The organism is Paracoccus maritimus (assembly GCF_025195095.1).
GTDB lineage: Bacteria > Pseudomonadota > Alphaproteobacteria > Rhodobacterales > Rhodobacteraceae > Paracoccus > Paracoccus maritimus.
Genome location: NZ_JANAVZ010000004.1, coordinates 100,044 through 118,056, shown reverse-complemented (window position 1 = coordinate 118,056; position 18,013 = coordinate 100,044). Strand labels below are relative to the sequence as shown.

Sequence of the window (18,013 nt, the reverse complement as noted above, 5' to 3'; positions counted from 1 at the left end):
ACCATCATAGCCCGGTGTTCGCAAGAAGCCCGGTGATGACCGGTGCCAGCCGTGCCGCCCATTCAGCCTGGCCCTGTTCGGACCGGATCAGATCGTTGCGCAGTTCGATCAGCAGGTTCGGCCGGCCGTGCGCAAGGGCGTGCCGATCGATTGAATCGCCCTGAAGGTGACCGCTGTAGGGCTGATTCTCGCCGGTCACCCAGCCTTGGTCGCGGCAGGCCTGAACCATCGGCGCGCCCAACCTTGAATCGCGATGTGAATACAGGATGCCGACCTGCCATGGCCGTGGTGGCCTGCCGCGCAGTTGCGGGGTGAAGCTGTGGACCGCGCAGATGCACCGAGCGGGATGACGCGCGGCCAGTTCCGCCAGCGCCTGATGATAGGGGCGGTGCAGTCGTGCCAGGCGGCGCTCTCGTTCGTCGGCGTCGGCATTGCGGTTCGCGGGAATTACCGTGCCGTCATACAGCCGCATCAGCAGCGTCGGATCATCCTCGCCACGATTCGGGTCGATCACCAATCGCGAGAAATCCGACATGATCGCGGGAGCCTGCAGACGTTCCGCAAGCTTCGCGGCAAGTCCGGCCGCGCCAACGTCGAACGCGATGTGGCGTGCCATGTCCGCCGCTGCGATGCCCAGGTCGCCGCCGTTGACCCATTCCGGCACGCGGTTGGTGGCGTGGTCGCAGGTGATCAGCCAACGCGAGGGGCGATCCTCGCCTTCAATGCGGAAGGCGCGCTTTGTCATGTGCTCTTCATCCTTCATATCGCATGCTGTCTATGCCACACAGGGGCCAGACTCCAGTTGCCGCAAGGGGCCTGTTGTGGCATTGATAGCGCTAACCGGAGATCCGGAGCCTGTATGGGCCGAACGCAGAGGGGCGGACGATGAGACGACATCGCAATGTGAAGATCGTGGCAACACTGGGGCCGGCGTCAAGCAGCAAGGAAATGATCCGGGCGCTGTTTGATGCGGGTGCCGACGTGTTCCGCCTGAACATGAGCCATGGAAGCCACGACGATCACCGCGCCCGGCACGCCACGATCCGAGAGATCGAGGCCGAAACTGGTCGGCCCATCGCCATCCTGGCCGACCTTCAGGGCCCCAAGCTGCGCGTCGGGCCGTTCGAGACGGGAGCGCATGATCTGGAAGTGGGCGACAAGTTCCGCTTCGATCTGGACACGGCCAAGGGCGATTCGACCCGGGTCCAGCTTCCGCATCCCGAGATTTTCCAGGCGCTTGAGCCGGGCAGCGAACTGTTGGTCAACGACGGCAAGATCCGCCTGACGGTGGATGAATGCGGTCCCGACTTTGCAAATTGCACTGTGACCGTCCCCGGCACGATCAGCGACCGCAAGGGCGTGAACGTGCCAGACGTTGTCCTGCCGCTGGCGGCGTTGTCCGACAAGGACCGGGCGGATCTGGAATTCGCCTGCGAGCTGGGGGTGGACTGGTTGGCGCTGTCTTTCGTGCAGCGTGCGGAGGATGTCGAAGAGGCCCGGCGTCTGGCAAAGGGCCGCGCGGCCGTGCTGTCGAAGATCGAAAAACCCGCCGCCGTGCGTGCCTTCGACGAGATCCTGAAAGTATCCGACGGGATCATGGTGGCACGCGGCGATCTGGGCGTGGAACTGCCCGTCCATTCGGTCCCGCCGATCCAGAAGCGGTTGGTCCGGCACTGCCGTGCGGCAGCCAAGCCGGTGATCGTGGCCACGCAGATGCTGGAATCCATGATCGACAGCCCGATGCCGACCCGTGCCGAGGTCAGCGACGTGGCCAATGCCATTTACGAAGGCGCCGATGCGGTGATGCTGTCTGCCGAAAGCGCGGCGGGCTCCTATCCGGTCGAGGCCGTGACCACGATGGACAGCGTCGCCCGCTCGGTCGAGGCGGATCCGAACTATCGCGCCATCATCGAGGCGTCGCGCGCGGCCAAGCTGCACAGCGTTGCGGACGCCATCGTGACCGCCGCACGCGAGATCGCCGAAACGACCGATATCGCCGCGATCTGCGCCTTCACGCAATCCGGCACGACCGTCGGACTGGTGGCGCGTGAACGCCCGCGCGTGCCGATCCTGGCGATGAGCCCGGTGGATACCGTGCTGCGCCGGATGGCGCTGACCTGGGGCACGCATTGTGTCAAGACCGGGCGTCTCAGCCGGTTTAAGGAAGCCGTGGTGAATTCGACCCGGGCGGCGCGTGATTTCGGCTTTGCCGATGAGACGCGTCAGGTCGTGGTGATGGCAGGGGTGCCCTTCAATGTGCCGGGCACGACGAACATCCTGCGCATCGCACCGTGCGACGAGCGGTTGATTTACGCCACCGATCCGGAATAAACCCGCTTGACCATAGACAAAAGCGGGTGCGTTCCATGTCCGATTATCTGCTGCTGGCCGGCGTTGCGCTGTGCCTGATCTCGGTGGTTGTTGCCATCGTGCAGCTTGTGCAGACCCGACCGCCGCGTGCCGCGGTGATCACGCTGATTATCGGGATCGTCGCGTTGTTCGCGGGCGCGTATCTGAACCCCGAGCCGTTCCAGGCCAACGACATCGTTTCGGCCTGGGATCATGTTGTCGAAGAGGCGCAGGGCAGCGCACCCTGATCTGACCCTCTTGCCAATTCCTCTGCGTGCCCTTATACGGCGCGCTTCCTACCCGCGCGGCCGGCCTGAATGGCATTGCCGAGTCGCGCGTTCACTCTGTTACGAAGGAGATGAAAATGCCGAAGATGAAGACCAAATCGGCCGCCAAGAAGCGGTTCTCGATGACGGCCTCGGGCAAGGTCAAGGCCTCTCAGGCCGGCAAGCGCCACGGCATGATCAAGCGTACCACGAAGTTCATTCGTGACGCGCGCGGCACCACCGTCCTGTGCGACGCGGATGCCAAGATCGTCAAGAAATACATGCCCTACAACCGCTGAACCCCGAGGACTGAACAATGGCACGAGTTAAATCCGGCAAGGTCACCCACGCCCGCCACAAGAAGGTTCTTGAAAAGGCCAAGGGCTATTACGGCAACCGTTCGCGGAACTTCCGCACCGCGACGCAGGCCGTGGACAAGGCAAACCAGTACGCCACCCGCGACCGCAAGAACCGCAAGCGCAATTTCCGCGCCCTGTGGATCCAGCGGATCAATGCCGGCGTGCGCGCCTTCGACGCCGACATGACCTATTCGCGTTTCATCAACCTGCTGTCGAAAGCGGGTATCGAGGTGGACCGCAAGGTTCTGGCCGATCTGGCCGTGAACGAGCCCGAAGCGTTCGGTGCGATCGTCGAAAAGGCGAAAGCCGCCGCCTGATCACGGCACGGCTGTTATTTGCGAAGGCCCGTCCCGAAAGGGGCGGGCCTTTTCGTATGTTCGTCTCGCATCTCGTGGGACAGGGGCGCGCGAGCTGACGACAATAGGTTCCGGGGCAGGCCATGAGCGGCGCCAGGCCGAGCGACAGCGGCCGGAGGGCGAGGGCAGGGGAGAGCCTGCTGTAGTGCGGGCACAGGGCTGCCATGCGTCGCCCAAGAGGCCTAGTAATGAAAAAGGCCGCATCCGGGGATGCGGCCTTTCGTTCATCGGGATTAAGGCGAAGATCAGTTCTTCGCGTAGAATTCGACGACCAGGTTCGGTTCCATCTGCACGGCATAGGGCACATCACCCAGCGACGGCGTGCGGACGAAGGTCGCGGTCATCTTGTTGTGGTCGGCGTCCAGATAGTCGGGAACGTCACGCTCGGGCAGGCCCACGGCTTCCAGCACGATGGCCAGCTGACGCGAACGCTCGCGGATCGAGATGACATCGCCTTCCTTGACGCGGTAGGACGGGATGTTCACGCGCTGACCGTTCACCTCGACATGGCCGTGGTTCACGAACTGGCGGGCGGCGAAGATGGTCGCCACGAATTTCGCGCGATAGACGACGGCGTCCAGGCGACGCTCCAGCAGGCCGATCAGGTTCTCGCCCGTGTCACCCTTGACGCGCTCGGCTTCGGCATAGATGCGGCGGAACTGCTTTTCGGTCAGGTCGCCATAGTAACCCTTCAGCTTCTGCTTGGCGCGCAGCTGGGTGCCGAAGTCGGACAGTTTCTGCTTGCGGCGCTGGCCGTGCTGACCGGGGCCGTATTCGCGGCGGTTCACCGGGGATTTGGCGCGACCCCAGATGTTTTCGCCCATGCGGCGGTCGATCTTGTACTTGGCAGACGTGCGTTTGGTCACGGCTGATCTCCTTTTGTTGTTTCAAAAGGGCGTTGTCCTTTGGCCGAGGCCTGACAGGGATTCCCTCGCGGGAGCCACCAACACCAATGAAGTGCGCGCTTATAGACGCCTGATGCCCGGTGTCAACAGGTGTTTCAGGCGCGCTGTTCCTGCAGCCTTTCCAGCGCCTCGGACCAGCCGGACAACAGGGCGGGATCGGGGTCAAAACGGGCCGCGATGTCGGGCGGTGTCATGGCGTCCGAGCCTGCACCGGTGGCGGCCATCAGCGCCAGACGCGCCGCGCCGAAGCCTGCGCCGGTTTCGGCACCCGCCGGTCGCAGCACGGGCACGCCGGTCGCCTGCGCCAGCATTCCCAGCCACAGGTCGGACCGCGCGCCACCGCCCATTGCAATCAACGAGTCCGCGCCGCCCCCGGCAGCGGTCAGCGCGGCCATGTTCTCGGCCAGCGCCAGGGCCACCCCTTCCAGCACGGCGCGGGTCATCTGGGCGCGGTCGCTGCGTCCCGACATGCCGGTAAAGCCCGCCCGCTGAGCCGGGTTGTTCAGCGGCGTGCGTTCGCCCGACAGATAGGGCCAGAAGGCGATGCGGCCGGGCTGACCGACATCCGTGCCAAGTTCCGCCAGCAGATCGGGCGCGGGACGGCCGCAGATGCCCGACCACCATTCCAGGCAGCCTGCGGCGGACAGGATCACACCCATCTGGTGCCACTGGCCCGGCAAGGCGTGGCAGAAGGCATGAATCGCCGTTTCGGGCGCCGGCAGGAACCGGTCCGTCGCCGCAAAGATCACCCCCGATGTACCCAGAGAGACCAGCCCCGGACCCGGCCCGGTGATTCCGGCCCCGATCGCGGTGGCGGCGTTGTCGCCTGCGCCGCCTGCCACCGGGATGCCGGCGGGCAGGCCCAGCTCGGCCGCGATGTCGGAACGCAGGTGGCCCGCGACCTCGCTGCCCTCGGCAAGGGCAGGCATCATGCTGCGGTCCATTCCGGTGGCTGCCAGAAGATCGTCTGACCAGTCACGTTCGGCCGGACTGAACCAAGACGTGCCCGAAGCGTCGGACATGTCACTGATCGCCTCGCCGGTCAGCCAAAGCCGCAGATAATCCTTGGGCAGCAGGACGCGGCGGATCCGGGCGAACAGGTCGGGCTCGTGCTGCTGCATCCAGACCAGCTTCGGCGCGGTGAACCCCGCAAAGACCAGATTACCGGTTATGTCGTGAAATCGCGGATCGGCGTCCAGCGCAATCGCCTCGTCGGCGGCGCGGCCGTCATTCCACAGGATCGCGGGGCGCAGCACGTTGTCTGATGCATCAAGACAGACGGCACCGTGCATCTGACCGGACAGGCCGATCCCGGCAACCTTGTCCAGAGGTTGGTTCAGGTCCGCGATTGCCGCGCGGGTCGCGTCGATCCAGTCCTGCGGCGTCTGTTCGGACCAGCCCGGACGCGGTGTCTGAACGCCAAGTGTCGCGTGGCCGGTTTCCAGCACGGCCTGCGCCTCGTCGATCAGAACGACCTTTACCCCTGATGTGCCCAGATCGATTCCCAGATACATGATCGTCCCTCCGTATGCCGCGCGGCCATGATTGGCGCGACTTTGGGACATTTGAGGCCCGGATGCCAGATGTTGCTTCAGCCAAGCTGGCCGTCGGGCTGAAAGAAATGCGACAGCGGCAGTGCAGCGGCACCCAGGACGCGGGCATTGCGGCCCAGGCTGCCCTCGATCACCTCGGGCGGGTCGATCCCTTCTCGCGGCATGTCGATCAATGCTGTGCGCGTTGCCTCGACCAGCCGCGTCCGGGTCGCATGCGGCACCGCTCCGTCAATCACCACAAGCGGAAGATCCACGATTGATGCAGCAGCCAGGGAAACAAAGGCCAGGGCGCGGCCCGCCTGGGCGGCCCATTCGGCCTCGACCCGTTCCGGGACATCCCACGCCGAATCGTCCGGATGAAGCGACCGTCCAAGCCGCGTTTCCAGTGATGCGACCGAGGCACGGTCCAGAAGCTGGCCTCCATCGGGCACCAGGATAGAGCCAAGCGCGGCGGCATTGCGTTGGGGGCCGAAGCGAAGCTTGCCGTCCAGAACCAGTCCGCCGCCGGGAAAATGCGCAATATAGATGTGCAGGAAATCGGCGGGCAGGGGCCGTTGTCCGAAGACCAGCTCTGCGCCGCAGGCGGTGGTTGCGTCGTTTTCGAGGAACACCGGAAACGGTAGTTCCGCGGCCAGTTCAGCGCGCAGGTCGTGATCCTGCCAGGCGGCCATCTCGACGCCCCAGTCCCACAGGCGAAACGGGGTTGCGATGCCCAGACCGGCGATTCGGTCCCGTGCTGCCTGGGTCAGGTTGGACTGAAATGTGGCAATTCCGTGGCGGGCGAAGGCCAGGACCCTGTCCGGTTCGGGGAACGGGTATATCTCCTGCCGGTGAAGTTTTACCTGCCCGGCGAAATCGACAAGCGCCAGTTCAGCCAATCGGCGACCCAGCTTCAGGCCGATGAAAAGCGCGCCGTCAGGCGCCAGAGAGAGGGGTGTGGAAGGCTGGCCGACCTTGCCCCGCACAACGTCTTCCTCGGCAAGAAATCCGTTTTCGATCAGCTTTCTGCTGAGATTCGTGATCGCCTGGGCGGACAGCCCGGTCGCCTGCGCCAATGCCGCGCGGGGCATCGGACCGCGCTTGCGGATCAGGGACAGGATCAGGCGCTCGTTCCGGCTGAAGACTCCGCCCGTGATGCGCGTGTTCAACATGATCTCGATCCTCCCTTCCTGCATTAATCAACGTAATTGAATTATTGACAAGTGAAATCTTCTCGTGCTTTGTGAAGTCAAGGCGGGCAGAGGTCCCGCTTGTGGTGGAGGAGCAAATCTAATGAACATGAAGCACGTATTCCGTATGTCGGCAGCAGCGTCCGTGCTGGCGCTCGGCGCTGGTTTGGCGCAGGCGCAAGAGCCGGTTAAGGCCTGTCTGATCACCAAGACGGACATCAACCCCTTCTTCGTGAAAATGAAGGAAGGTGCTAGCGCCAAGGCGCAGGAACTTGGGGTCGAACTGATGACCTTTGCAGGCAAGATCGACGGCGATCACGAAACCCAGCAGCAGGCGATGGAAAGCTGCATCGCGGCGGGCGTCAAGGGGATCATGATCACCGCGTCCGATACCAAGGCGATCGTGGATTCCGTCAAGCAGGCCCAGGACAACGGCGTCCTGGTGATTGCCCTCGATACGCCGCTGGATCCGATCGACGCTGCAGACGCGACCTTCGCGACCGACAATTACGAAGCTGGTCGGCTGATCGGGGCATGGGCCAAGGGCAAGATGGGCGATGCCGCTGCGGATGCGAAGATTGCCTTTCTCGACCTGTCGGAACGCGGTGCATCGGTGGACGTGCTGCGCGATCAGGGCTTCATGGAAGGTTTCGGCATCGACGTGAAGGACAAGGCGCAGATCGGTGACGAGGATGATGCCCGGATCGTCGGCCACGAAGTGACTTCGGGCAACGAAGAGGGCGGGCGTCAGGCCATGGAGGCGCTGATGCAGAAGGATCCCGCCATCAACCTCGTCTATACGATCAATGAACCCGCCGCAGCCGGGGCCTATGAGGCGCTCAAATCCTTTGGCAAGGAAGGCGATGCACTGATCGTGTCGATCGACGGTGGCTGCCCTGGCGTGCAAAACGTGCAGGAAGGCATCATCGGCGCGACATCTCAGCAATACCCGCTGAAAATGGCGTCCATGGGCATCGAGGCGATTGCCGCCTTTGCCAAGGACGGTACCAAGCCGGAAGCCAGCGAGGGTCTGGATTTCACCAATACCGGCGTCAATCTTGTGACCGATCAGCCGGTCGATGGCGTATCCTCGATCAGCGTTCAGGACGGCCTGGACCAGTGCTGGGGCTGATCGCCCGGGTCTGAGACTTCCATTATCTGTCGTCGAGCGACGGCGGCGCAAGGCGCCGCCGTCCCATCATCCACATCCGGACGGAGAGCCCCATGTCGGACGCCCCTGATCCCGTGGTCGAGCGCAATTCCAGCGAGACGGTCGCCTCATTCGAGCATCATTCTCGTGGACTGCTGGACCGGGTGCAGCATTTCCTGCACCGTTTCCCAACCATGGTGCCGGTCATCGTGCTGGTGCTGTCACTGATCGCTTTCGGGCTGATCTCGCCCAACTTCTTCTCGGCCTTCAACCTGTCGCTGATCATGCAGCAGGTCGCAGTGGTCGGCACCCTAGCCGCGGCGCAGTCGCTGGTGATCCTGACCGCCGGTATCGACCTGTCGGTGGGTGCGGTGATGGTGATGATTTCGGTGGTCATGGGGCGCCTGTCCCTTGATCTGGGCATTCCGGTTCCCATCGCGATCGTTCTGGGCATGGGCTGCGGCCTGCTGACCGGTGCGCTGAACGGCATGCTTGTCACGCGGCTGAAGCTGCCACCCTTCATCACGACGCTGGGGACGTGGAATATCTTCCTTGCATTGAATTATTATCTGTCGGGCCGCGAGACGATCCGCAGCCAGACCCTGGATGCCGAGGCGCCGCTGCTGAAGTTCTTCGGTGAACGGTTCAATCTGGGCGGGGCGGTGCTGACCTATGGCGTCGTGCTGATGCTGATCGTGTTCATCGTGCTGTGGTATGCGCTGAACAAGACCGCGTGGGGGCGTCGGGTCTATGCCGTCGGCGACGATCCCGAGGCCGCCGCGCTGGCTGGCATCCAGACCAAGCGCGTGCTGTTGTCGGTCTACATGGCGGCTGGCTTTATCTGTGCGCTGGCGGCGTGGTCGTCGATCGGGCGCGTCGGATCGGTCAGCCCGACCTCTTTCTTCGAGGCCAATCTTGAATCGATCACGGCCGTGGTGATCGGGGGCATCTCGCTGTTCGGCGGACGTGGTTCGATCATGGGGCCGCTGATCGGTGCGCTGATCGTCGGCGTCTTCAATTCGGGTCTGCGCCTCGCCGGTGTGGACGTTCTGTGGCAGTTGTTTGCAACCGGCTGGCTGATCATCGTCGCCGTCGCTGTGGACCAATGGATCAGGAAGATTTCGTCATGACCGAACCGCTTCTGACAGCCCGTAACATCGTCAAGCGCTATGGCCGGGTGACCGCCATCGACCACGCCGATTTCGATCTTTATCCGGGCGAGATCCTGGCTGTGATCGGCGACAACGGGGCTGGCAAGTCCAGCCTCATCAAGGCCGTCTCGGGCGCCGTGCAACCCGACGAGGGCGAGATCCGCCTGAACGGCAAGCCGGTCAGCTTCGATAGCCCGCTGGCCGCACGCAAGGCAGGGATCGAGACCGTCTATCAGACGCTGGCCCTTTCGCCCGCCCTGTCGATTTCGGACAACATGTTCATGGGTCGCGAAATCCGCAGGCCCGGTATCATGGGCAAGTGGTTCGGCATGCTGGACAAGCCGGCGATGGACAAGTTCGCCCGCGACAAGCTGTCCGAACTGGGGCTGATGACGATCCAGAACATCAGCCAGCCGGTCGAAACGCTTTCGGGCGGGCAACGTCAGGGCGTTGCAGTGGCGCGGGCCGCCGCATTCGGCAGCCGCGTCATCATCCTGGACGAGCCGACCGCGGCGCTGGGGGTGAAGGAAAGCCGGCGCGTGCTGGACCTGATCCTTGACGTCAAGTCGCGCGGTATTCCGATCGTGCTGATCAGTCACAACATGCCGCATGTCTTCGAGGTGGCCGATCGCATTCACATCCATCGGCTTGGCAAGCGGCTTTGCGTGATCAACCCCAAAGAGCACACAATGTCGGATGCGGTGGCCTACATGACCGGCGCGAAGCTGCCCGACGGGGTGGCTGCGTGACGGGGGGGGAAGGGGGGCTGTGCCCCCCGTCCTTCGACCCTGCCGCGACTTTTTTCGAGTCCGGGGAAGGTCGGGCGCTGATCCAGCGTCTTCTGTCCCTGTCCGGCCCGCGCGTCATCATCGCGGTGGTCGGACCGCCCGGATCAGGCAAGTCCACCCTGGCCGCGTCGCTGGTCGCGCGTCTGGATCGGGCGGCATTGGTGCCGATGGATGGCTTCCATCTGGATGATCGCATTCTTGATGCGCGTGGTTTGCGTGACCGCAAAGGCGCCGTCGAGACGTTTGATGCCAGCGGGTTCGCCGCGCTGGCGTCGCGTATGGCGGTGCCGGGGTCCGATGTGTTCTATCCGGTCTTCGACCGAAGCCGCGAAATCGCCATCGCGGGTGCGGGGGTGGTTCGCGACACGGATCGGGTCATTGTGATCGAAGGCAACTATCTGCTGCTGGACCAAAGCCCGTGGAATCGGGTCGAATATGATTTGACAGTGTCGCTGAACGTGCCCGAGGACGAATTGCGGCGCCGGTTGACGCAACGCTGGCAAGGTCTGGGCAAGTCGCCCGATGCCGTGGCCGCGCATCTTGAAAATGACCTTCGCAATGCGCGGCTGGTGGCGGCGCAATCACGCGCCGCCGACGTGACGCTAGTCGGTCAGAAAGCGCATCATGAACCAGGCGAGGCCTGAACAGATCAGCGTCGCCGCAACGACCGGCAGGGCGGTCCCGTTGTAAAGCTGACCGACCGGTGCCGCGATCAGGGTCGCAAGCACGGTCGAGATCGCGGCGACGATGGATGCGGCCATCCCCGCGATATGGCCCATATATTGCAATGCCAGCGCGTTCAGGTTCCCGAATGTCACACCAGCCATGAAGAACACGCTGACGCACCAGACGAAGAACGCCGGAAAATGCAGTGCCGGGGGCAGCGCCCCGCTCAGCAGCAAGATCAGCATGGTGGCGCTGACGCAGGTCTGCATGATGTATGCCCATTTCGCGATCCGGCGCATCCCGAACCGGGTGACGAAGGTCGCGTTCAGGATCGTGCCCGATCCAGAAAGCAGCGCCATCGCCGCGAACCAGGCCGGGAACGCATCGCCCTTGCCGTAAGCCTCGCCGAACAGTTGTTGGGCCGATGACAGAAGCCCGAACATCTGGCCGAATCCCAGCGTCAGGATCAGCGTGCACAACATGACATGGCGGCTGGTCAGCACCTCGCGGGCGGCCTCGCGCAGGGGACCTGCGCGCAGCGGACGGCGGCGCTCGGGCAGCAGCGTTTCGGCCTGGCGCAAGTTAAGCCAGCTGCAACCGATCAGCGCGAACAGCAAGAAGCCGATGAACACGCCATGCCAGCCAGCCAGATAGATCATGCCCGCGCCGATCGAGGGGGCAAGGGCGGGCACGATGATGAAGACCATCATCACGAAGCTGGTGATCCGCGCCATCTCGCGTCCGGCGTAAAGATCGCGCACAAGCGCAAGGCCGACAATCCGTGGACCCGATGCACCAAGCCCCTGAACGAAACGCGCCACCAGCAGCATTTCGATCGAGTTGGCGAAGATCGCAACTACCGTCGCGGCGGCGTAGATCCCGAAGCCGATCGTGATGGCCCGCTTGCGCCCGATTGCGTCGGATATGGGACCGGCGAACAGCGTGCCCACGCCCATTCCCGCGACGAAGACCGTCAGGATCAGCTGCGCACGGTTGACGTTGTCGGGCGTCAGTTCGGCGGCGATATCAGGCAGCGCCGGCAGCATCGCATCGATCGAGAACGCGATCGTGGCAAAAAGGAAAGCCAGCATCGCGATGAATTCGGGCATGGGCAGACGGCGCAGCGGCGTCTGCTGAAAGGAAGCGGCATGAGACATCGGAAACACCTATCGGTCAGGTGATGGCCTTAGTCGCATTTTGCACGTTGTGCAAGTATTGGGTCAGGCGCCCGTCAACTCGTCTACGACCTGCTGCCACAGGGCTGCAGGCTGCGCACCGGATACGGCATGATGATTGGCGACGATGAAGGTCGGCACCGACGAGATACCGCGTTCCCGCGCATGGTTTTCGCGCAGCGCAATTTCCTCGCGGTCGGCGTCGCCCTCCAGCAGATGCGTGATCATGGCTCGGTCCAATCCCGCAACGCCGGCGATGTCGGCCAGCACAGACGCATCACCGATGTCACGCGCCTCTTGCCAGTGGGCGCGCAACAGTCCCGACATCACCCGGCTTTGGGCGCCTTCCAGCCCCGCCCAGTGCATCAGACGGTGCGCGTCGGTCGTGTCCGGCTCTCGCGAGGAGGGGTTCAGCGTCAGTCCCAACCCGGCAGCCCGTTCAGCGACGGAACGGGCAGCCTGCTCCACATCGTCGCCCAGCTTGGCCCTGAGGTATTCGATGCGATCCATGCCGCCCGGTGGCATTTGCGGGTTCAGCCGGAACGGATGCCATGCGACTGCAAACGGATGGTCGGGGCGGCTTTCCAGTGCGCGATCAAGTTCCAGCTTTCCGATCAGGCACCACGGGCAGACGGGATCGGCGAAGATGTCCAGCGGGATCATGTTCGGTCCTTGCGGTATTGTTCGCGCAGGGCGCGGCGGTTGATCTTGCCGGTTGGCGTCCGGGGCAGGGCGTCCAGCCGGATGTAGTCGCGCGGATGCTTGTATCGCGCCAAGCCGGATTCGGCCAGTGCGCGCAGATCGGACGGGACGGCGGGGCCGGTCCAGAACACCGCGATGATGCTGTTTCCCGGACCCACCGGCAATTCGATCGCGGCGACATCTCCGGCGTCGGGGTGGCTGGCCAGAAATTCCTCGATCTCTGCCGGGGCGACGCGGAACCCGCCCGCGTTCATGATGTCGTCCTGACGCCCCAAGACGACGATTGCGCCCGAAGCGTCCATCCGCGCCTGATCCCCGGTCAGGAACCAGTCGCCCAGAAATCGTGCGCGAGTTTCGTCGGGCTGATCCAGGTAACCCAGAAACAGGCCCGGATCGTCACGACGCACCGCAAGCGCGCCGGGCTGCCCCGGCGGTGTCGGCTGACCGTCATCGGAGAGGATGGCGACATTGCGCCCTGCCTGCGGGAAACCGGCGGTTCCCGATGGTGCAGGGTGATCCGGGCTGCCCGAGACGAAGGTCGAAATCTCGGACGCGCCCATCGCTTCATGCAGATCAGTGCCGGTCCTTGTCTGCCAGTCCGCGCGCAGCGCCGGGTCCAGCCGCTCGCCCGCAGCAAGCCCATGGCGCAAGGTCGGGATCGGTCGCCAGTCCGCCCGCAGTAGGCGGCGAAAGACGCCCGGCGCGCCCGCAAGCATCGTCGCGCCATGTCGCGCGGCGAGCAGCGGGATCTGTTCCAGCGATGTGCCTTCGGCCGGGATCAGTGCGGTCGCGCCGACCGTCCACGGGTCCAGCAAACCGGTTCCCAGCGTGAAGGTCCAGTTGAAGGCACCGGCGTGCAGCATTCGGTCGCGCGACGTCAGGCCGTACCAGCCCTGAAACATCATCCGGCGCGCCATGATCGCGCGATGCGCGTGCATGACTGCACGGGGCCTGCCGGAACTGCCGGAGGTATAGACGATATAGGCCAATCCGTCAGGGTCGGATTGCGCGAAACCGGCGGGTGCAAGATCGGCAAATCCGGCCAGCGCAGCTTCGTCCAGAACCGGCGCGGGATGGTCGGGCAGAGCGATTCCGCCGCCAGCGACCACCAGTGCCGGGGCTGTCTCGTCCGCCAGTGCCGTGATCTCGCGCTTGGTCAGCATCGCGGATGTCGGTATCGGCACGATCCCGGCGGTGATCGCGCCAAGATAGGCGACCGGAAATGCCGGACGGTTTCCCAGGCGCATCAACATTCGGTCGCCTGGTTTCAGCCCTGCGCGCAGCAGTCCAGTCGCCGTGCCGCGTACCGCCGAAATCAGCCGGGAATAGGACCAACGTTCGGCCCGCGCGGGACCGATGATCGACAATGCAAGCTTTTCGGGATGCGCGCTGCCCGCGCGCAGCACTTCTTCTGCCAGGTTCACGACCGATCTCCTTGCGGACCTCGCGCGCTTTGGGGGCAAACATGCCTGTTCCGTGGTGGCGGCGTGTCAGGCGGCAGGTCGGATCAACGAAAAACGGCCCGCGCGGGCGGGCCGTCATGTGTGCTGTCAGGCTGGATCAGAGCAGCTTCAGATCGCTTGCCGAGGCGCGGCCGTCACGTCCCGACTGCAGCTCGTACGAGATCTTCTGGTTGTCCTGCAGTCCAGTCAGCCCGGCGCGTTCAACCGCCGAGATATGCACGAAGACATCCTTGCCGCCCTCATCGGGGGCAATAAATCCAAAGCCCTTGGTGGCGTTGAACCATTTCACCGTTCCGGTCGCCATAACCGTTCTCTCCTTCAAGTCTCTCCCGACGCAGGATTGCGTCAGGCCGTGCAGCCCGCTTTCGGTCTTCCGGCTGCCCATCTTCGAAGGGAGGCGGTAGAAAGTCTTCGCTCACGCAGGGGTGAGGATGAACGAATCATCAAGAAACGCAAGCAGGAAACGCCCGCAGACTGCCCTGCGGACGTGAAACTTGCATAACATCGGCACTTTTCAGCGCAGATCGGGTGGCGTGGCCTCGACTTTCAGCAATTCCGTCACTTCGGCAAGCGACAATGTGCGACTGCCCTGGCTGTCCAGCCGACGCATCGACACGGACCGATCTTCCACTTCTTTCATGCCGATGGCAAGGATTGCGGGCACTTTCGCCACCGAATGCTCGCGGACCTTGTAGTTGATCTTCTCGTTCCTTGTGTCGGCCTCGGCGCGGATCCCTGCTTCGCGCAGCATCCTGACCACCTCGGCGACATAGTCATCCGCGTCCGAAACGATCGAGGCGACGACGACCTGGCGCGGCGCCAGCCAGAACGGCAGCTTGCCGGCGCTGTTCTCGATCAGGATGCCGATGAAGCGTTCGAAACTGCCCAGCACCGCGCGGTGCAGCATGATCGGACGGTGCTTGGCGCCGTCCTGGCCGACATATTCCGCATCAAGCCGTTCGGGCAGGTTCGGGTCCACCTGCAACGTGCCGCATTGCCAGTCGCGCCCGATCGCATCGGTCAGCACGAATTCCAGCTTGGGGCCGTAGAAGGCACCTTCGCCCGGAAAGATCGTGAAATCATGGCCAGCGGCCTTGCAGGCATTGCCAAGCGCCGACTCGGCCCGGTCCCAGCTTTCCTCGGATCCGATGCGCTTTTCGGGACGGGTGGACAGCTTGATGCGCCAGCCTTCGAAGCCCAGATCGGCATAGATCCCGGCCAGGAAGTCGATGAACTTCTTGGTCTCGGCTTCGATCTGGTCCTCGGTGCAGAAGATATGCGCGTCGTCCTGGGTAAAGCCGCGCACCCGCATGATGCCGTGCAGCGCGCCCGACGGCTCATAGCGGTTGCAGGACCCAAATTCGGCCATGCGCAGGGGCAGGTCGCGATAGGATTTCAGTCCGTGATTGAAGACCTGCACGTGGCAGGGGCAGTTCATCGGCTTCAGCGCGTTGATGGTCTTGGTCTTGGCGTGTTCCTCATCGACTTCGACGATGAACATGTTTTCCTGATAGTTGTCCCAGTGGCCTGATTCTTCCCACAATTTCCGGCTGACCACCTGGGGCGTGTTGACTTCGACGTAGCCGTCGGCGCGCTGCTTGCGGCGCATGTAGTCCTGCAGCGTGACATAGATGTTCCAGCCGTTCGGGTGCCAGAAGATCTGGCCCGGCGCTTCTTCCTGCATATGGAACAGGTCCATCTCGCGGCCCAGCTTGCGGTGATCGCGCTTGGCGGCCTCTTCCAGCATGTGCAGATGCGCCTTGAGGTCGTCCTTGTTGCGGAACGCCACGCCATAGATGCGCTGCAGCATCGGGCGGCTGGCGTCGCCCAGCCAATAGGCGCCGGCGATATGTGTCAACTTGAAGGCATCGGCCGGCAATTGGCCGGTATGCTGCAGATGCGGGCCGCGGCACAGATCCTGCCAGTCGCCGTGCCAGTACATCCGCAGATCCTCGCCCTCGGGGATGCGGTCGATCAACTCCAGCTTGAACGGCTCTCCCGCCGCCTTGTAGTGCGCGATGGCGCGGTCGCGATCCCAGACTTCGGTGCGGACCGGATCGCGCGCGGCGATGATCTGCTTCATCCTGGCCTCAATCTGGCCAAGGTCTTCCGGCGTGAACGGCTCGGCGCGGTCGAAATCATAGAACCAGCCATGATCGCGCACAGGGCCGATGGTGACCTTCACATCGGGCCAGATGTCCTGAACGGCACGCGCCATGACATGGGCAAAGTCGTGGCGGATCAGTTCCAGTGCCTGCGCCTCGTCCTTCATGGTGTGGATCGCGATGCTGCCGCTTTCGCCGATCGGCCACGCCAGATCCACATGGCGGCCATCCAGACTGGCGGAAATGGCGCGTTTCGCAAGGCTCGGCGCGATGCTTTCGGCGACCTCGGCGGCGGTGATGCCGGCGGGATAATCGCGCGAATTGCCATCGGGAAAGGTCAGGGAAATCTGGGACATCAAGTCCTCCTCGTCGGTTTGGCGCCCACGGAACGCCCGGCTGCGGGTTATGTCGGTGGCTGTCATGAACCCGGGCGCGCCGGCTGTCAAGAACAGGGGCGGCATAGCGGTTCTGTTCGGCCACAGGATCGCGTATCACTGGCTCCGACCCCCTTGGCGGGACGACAGAGACGGAGACAACAGCATGAGCGAATTTCTGACCACGCGCGACGGTCGCCGGATCGCCTATCACACGCTTGCGGGCCGGGGGCCGGGGGTGGTGTTTCTGGGCGGGTTCAAATCCGACATGACCGGCACCAAGGCGATGCATCTGCAAAATTGGGCCGAGCGTTCGGGCCGCGCCTTCCTGCGCTTCGACTATTCCGGGCATGGCGACAGCAGTGGCAGCTTCGAGGAAGGTTGTATCGGCGAATGGGCGGACGATGCCCGCGCCGTGATCGAGGCCTTGACCGACGGGCCGCAGCTGCTGGTCGGGTCCAGCATGGGCGGATGGATCAGCCTGCTGATCGCGCGGGCGCTGCCGCAGCGCGTTGCCGGGCTGATCACCGTGGCAGCCGCGCCTGATTTCACCGAGCGGGGGTTCTGGGCGGGATTCGATGACACGCAGCGTGCCACCCTGATGGCGCAGGGCCGGCTGGAACTGCCAAGCGACTACGACGACCAGCCCTATGTCATCACCCGCCGGCTGATCGAGGATGGCCGCGATCACCTGGTTCTGAACGGTCCGTTGCGCCTGCCGTTTCCTGTCAGGTTGCTGCAAGGCACCGCAGACGACGATGTGCCGGTGTCATGGGCCATGCAATTGCTGGATCATGCCGACGCGGATGACCTTCGGCTGACCCTTGTGAAAGGCGCGGATCACCGGTTCTCGACACCCGAATGCCTCGATCTGATAACCCGGACGATCGAGGATCTGCCTGACGGCACAGGCTGATCCGATTACGGCGCTGTCCGCGCAAGATCGGTCGCCGCTCAGAAGTTCAGCGTGACATGTTCGCCCAGGTCGGGTTTGTCGCCTGTCGCCTTGGATTTGGCGATCTGGTATAGGAACGCCACGCTGCCGCCCGTGATCCATGTCTCGGCCGTCGCAATATTGAACCGCAGCAACTGGATGTCGCTGTCGTGGCGGCCATCCTCGAACCAGCTGGACGCGACCGCGTTCCACAATTCGTCCAGCTTTGCCGGATCATCGACCAATGAAAGACGCCCTTCGATCCGCGCGAACAATCCCTCGCCGCTGTCGCAGACAATGTGCATTGCATCGCGTTCCGACCCGGCAAGGGACCTGGCCAAGTCGGTTTCCTTGGCGGTGATGAACCACAGCTTGCCAGCGTCGCGATCAGTGTAGTGTGACATCGGGATGAAGCGTCTGTCATCGGACAGGCCCAGCATCCCGGCATTAAGGCTGTCCAGACGATCCCAAAAAGCCTTATGCAGATCCTGAGTGTCGGTCATGTTCGATCTCCGTGCCGCGTGAGGCGGCTTCGGGGATCAACTTTT

The 18,013-nt window shown here is 63.7% G+C and carries 19 protein-coding genes; 9 read left to right on the top strand and 10 right to left on the bottom strand.

Features of this window, described 5'->3' with window-relative positions:
- Positions 1-4 precede the first annotated feature (4 nt).
- Positions 5-745: an N-formylglutamate amidohydrolase gene (locus MU516_RS08305; protein ID WP_260276734.1), complete on the bottom strand. Its 741-nt coding sequence runs from the start codon at positions 743-745 to the stop codon at positions 5-7.
- Positions 746-885: 140 nt separating this feature from the next.
- Between MU516_RS08305 and pyk the strand changes: the two genes are divergently transcribed.
- The 4 genes from pyk to rplT all read left to right on the top strand — a co-directional run bounded on the left by pyk (position 886) and on the right by rplT (position 3,291).
- Positions 886-2,331 (top strand): pyruvate kinase, encoded by a 1,446-nt coding sequence (gene pyk, locus MU516_RS08300; protein WP_260276733.1) that lies wholly within the window; start codon positions 886-888, stop codon positions 2,329-2,331.
- A gap of 35 nt (positions 2,332-2,366) precedes the next feature.
- Positions 2,367-2,597, top strand: a complete 231-nt coding sequence (locus MU516_RS08295) for a hypothetical protein (RefSeq protein WP_260276731.1) — start codon at positions 2,367-2,369, stop codon at positions 2,595-2,597.
- 116 nt (positions 2,598-2,713) lie between these two features.
- On the top strand, positions 2,714-2,914 hold the full coding sequence (gene rpmI / locus MU516_RS08290; RefSeq protein ID WP_209055361.1) for a 50S ribosomal protein L35: 201 nt from the start codon (positions 2,714-2,716) through the stop codon (positions 2,912-2,914).
- Positions 2,915-2,931: 17 nt separating this feature from the next.
- Positions 2,932-3,291, top strand: a complete 360-nt coding sequence (rplT, locus tag MU516_RS08285) for a 50S ribosomal protein L20 (RefSeq protein WP_209055360.1) — start codon at positions 2,932-2,934, stop codon at positions 3,289-3,291.
- Positions 3,292-3,575: 284 nt separating this feature from the next.
- Here the strand turns inward: rplT and rpsD are convergent, their stop codons facing one another.
- The 3 genes from rpsD to MU516_RS08270 all read right to left on the bottom strand — a co-directional run bounded on the left by rpsD (position 3,576) and on the right by MU516_RS08270 (position 6,939).
- On the bottom strand, positions 3,576-4,196 hold the full coding sequence (rpsD, locus tag MU516_RS08280; RefSeq protein ID WP_209055359.1) for a 30S ribosomal protein S4: 621 nt from the start codon (positions 4,194-4,196) through the stop codon (positions 3,576-3,578).
- A 134-nt stretch (positions 4,197-4,330) separates the two neighbouring features.
- Positions 4,331-5,749: a xylulokinase gene (xylB, locus tag MU516_RS08275; protein WP_260276730.1), complete on the bottom strand. Its 1,419-nt coding sequence runs from the start codon at positions 5,747-5,749 to the stop codon at positions 4,331-4,333.
- Between the two features lie 77 nt (positions 5,750-5,826).
- Complete coding sequence (locus tag MU516_RS08270) at positions 5,827-6,939, bottom strand: ROK family transcriptional regulator (protein WP_260276728.1); 1,113 nt, start codon at positions 6,937-6,939, stop codon at positions 5,827-5,829.
- Between the two features lie 121 nt (positions 6,940-7,060).
- Between MU516_RS08270 and MU516_RS08265 the strand changes: the two genes are divergently transcribed.
- From MU516_RS08265 to MU516_RS08250, 4 genes are all read left to right on the top strand, one after another.
- On the top strand, positions 7,061-8,089 hold the full coding sequence (locus MU516_RS08265) for a sugar ABC transporter substrate-binding protein (protein WP_425606829.1): 1,029 nt from the start codon (positions 7,061-7,063) through the stop codon (positions 8,087-8,089).
- Between the two features lie 92 nt (positions 8,090-8,181).
- Positions 8,182-9,237: an ABC transporter permease gene (locus MU516_RS08260; RefSeq protein ID WP_209055356.1), complete on the top strand. Its 1,056-nt coding sequence runs from the start codon at positions 8,182-8,184 to the stop codon at positions 9,235-9,237.
- The gene (locus MU516_RS08255; RefSeq protein WP_260276726.1) at positions 9,234-10,007 is read left to right on the top strand and encodes an ATP-binding cassette domain-containing protein; all 774 of its coding nucleotides are present in this window, start codon (positions 9,234-9,236) and stop codon (positions 10,005-10,007) included. The genes MU516_RS08260 and MU516_RS08255 overlap by 4 nt, the downstream gene beginning before the upstream one ends.
- A gap of 77 nt (positions 10,008-10,084) precedes the next feature.
- Entirely contained in the window at positions 10,085-10,690 is a 606-nt protein-coding gene (locus MU516_RS08250; RefSeq protein WP_260277008.1) for an AAA family ATPase, read from the top strand.
- Here MU516_RS08250 and MU516_RS08245 read toward each other — a convergent pair.
- The 5 genes from MU516_RS08245 to thrS form a co-directional block, all read right to left on the bottom strand.
- Positions 10,649-11,869, bottom strand: coding sequence for a multidrug effflux MFS transporter (locus MU516_RS08245; RefSeq protein WP_260276725.1), 1,221 nt, complete (start codon positions 11,867-11,869; stop codon positions 10,649-10,651). The genes MU516_RS08250 and MU516_RS08245 overlap by 42 nt on opposite strands.
- A 63-nt stretch (positions 11,870-11,932) precedes the next feature.
- Complete coding sequence (locus tag MU516_RS08240) at positions 11,933-12,550, bottom strand: DsbA family oxidoreductase (protein WP_260276723.1); 618 nt, start codon at positions 12,548-12,550, stop codon at positions 11,933-11,935.
- Positions 12,547-14,013, bottom strand: a complete 1,467-nt coding sequence (locus MU516_RS08235) for a class I adenylate-forming enzyme family protein (RefSeq protein WP_260276722.1) — start codon at positions 14,011-14,013, stop codon at positions 12,547-12,549. The genes MU516_RS08240 and MU516_RS08235 overlap by 4 nt, the downstream gene beginning before the upstream one ends.
- 136 nt (positions 14,014-14,149) lie before the next feature.
- Positions 14,150-14,356 (bottom strand): cold-shock protein, encoded by a 207-nt coding sequence (locus tag MU516_RS08230; RefSeq protein WP_209055351.1) that lies wholly within the window; start codon positions 14,354-14,356, stop codon positions 14,150-14,152.
- A gap of 210 nt (positions 14,357-14,566) precedes the next feature.
- Positions 14,567-16,513: a threonine--tRNA ligase gene (gene thrS / locus MU516_RS08225; protein WP_260276721.1), complete on the bottom strand. Its 1,947-nt coding sequence runs from the start codon at positions 16,511-16,513 to the stop codon at positions 14,567-14,569.
- Positions 16,514-16,697: 184 nt separating this feature from the next.
- On the opposite strand from thrS, the gene MU516_RS08220 reads away from it, so the two are divergent.
- The gene (locus MU516_RS08220) at positions 16,698-17,447 is read left to right on the top strand and encodes an alpha/beta hydrolase (RefSeq protein ID WP_260276720.1); all 750 of its coding nucleotides are present in this window, start codon (positions 16,698-16,700) and stop codon (positions 17,445-17,447) included.
- A 38-nt stretch (positions 17,448-17,485) separates the two neighbouring features.
- On the opposite strand, the gene MU516_RS08215 is transcribed toward MU516_RS08220, so the two are convergent.
- On the bottom strand, positions 17,486-17,968 hold the full coding sequence (locus MU516_RS08215; protein ID WP_260276719.1) for a pyridoxamine 5'-phosphate oxidase family protein: 483 nt from the start codon (positions 17,966-17,968) through the stop codon (positions 17,486-17,488).
- Between the last annotated feature and the right edge of the window lie 45 nt (positions 17,969-18,013).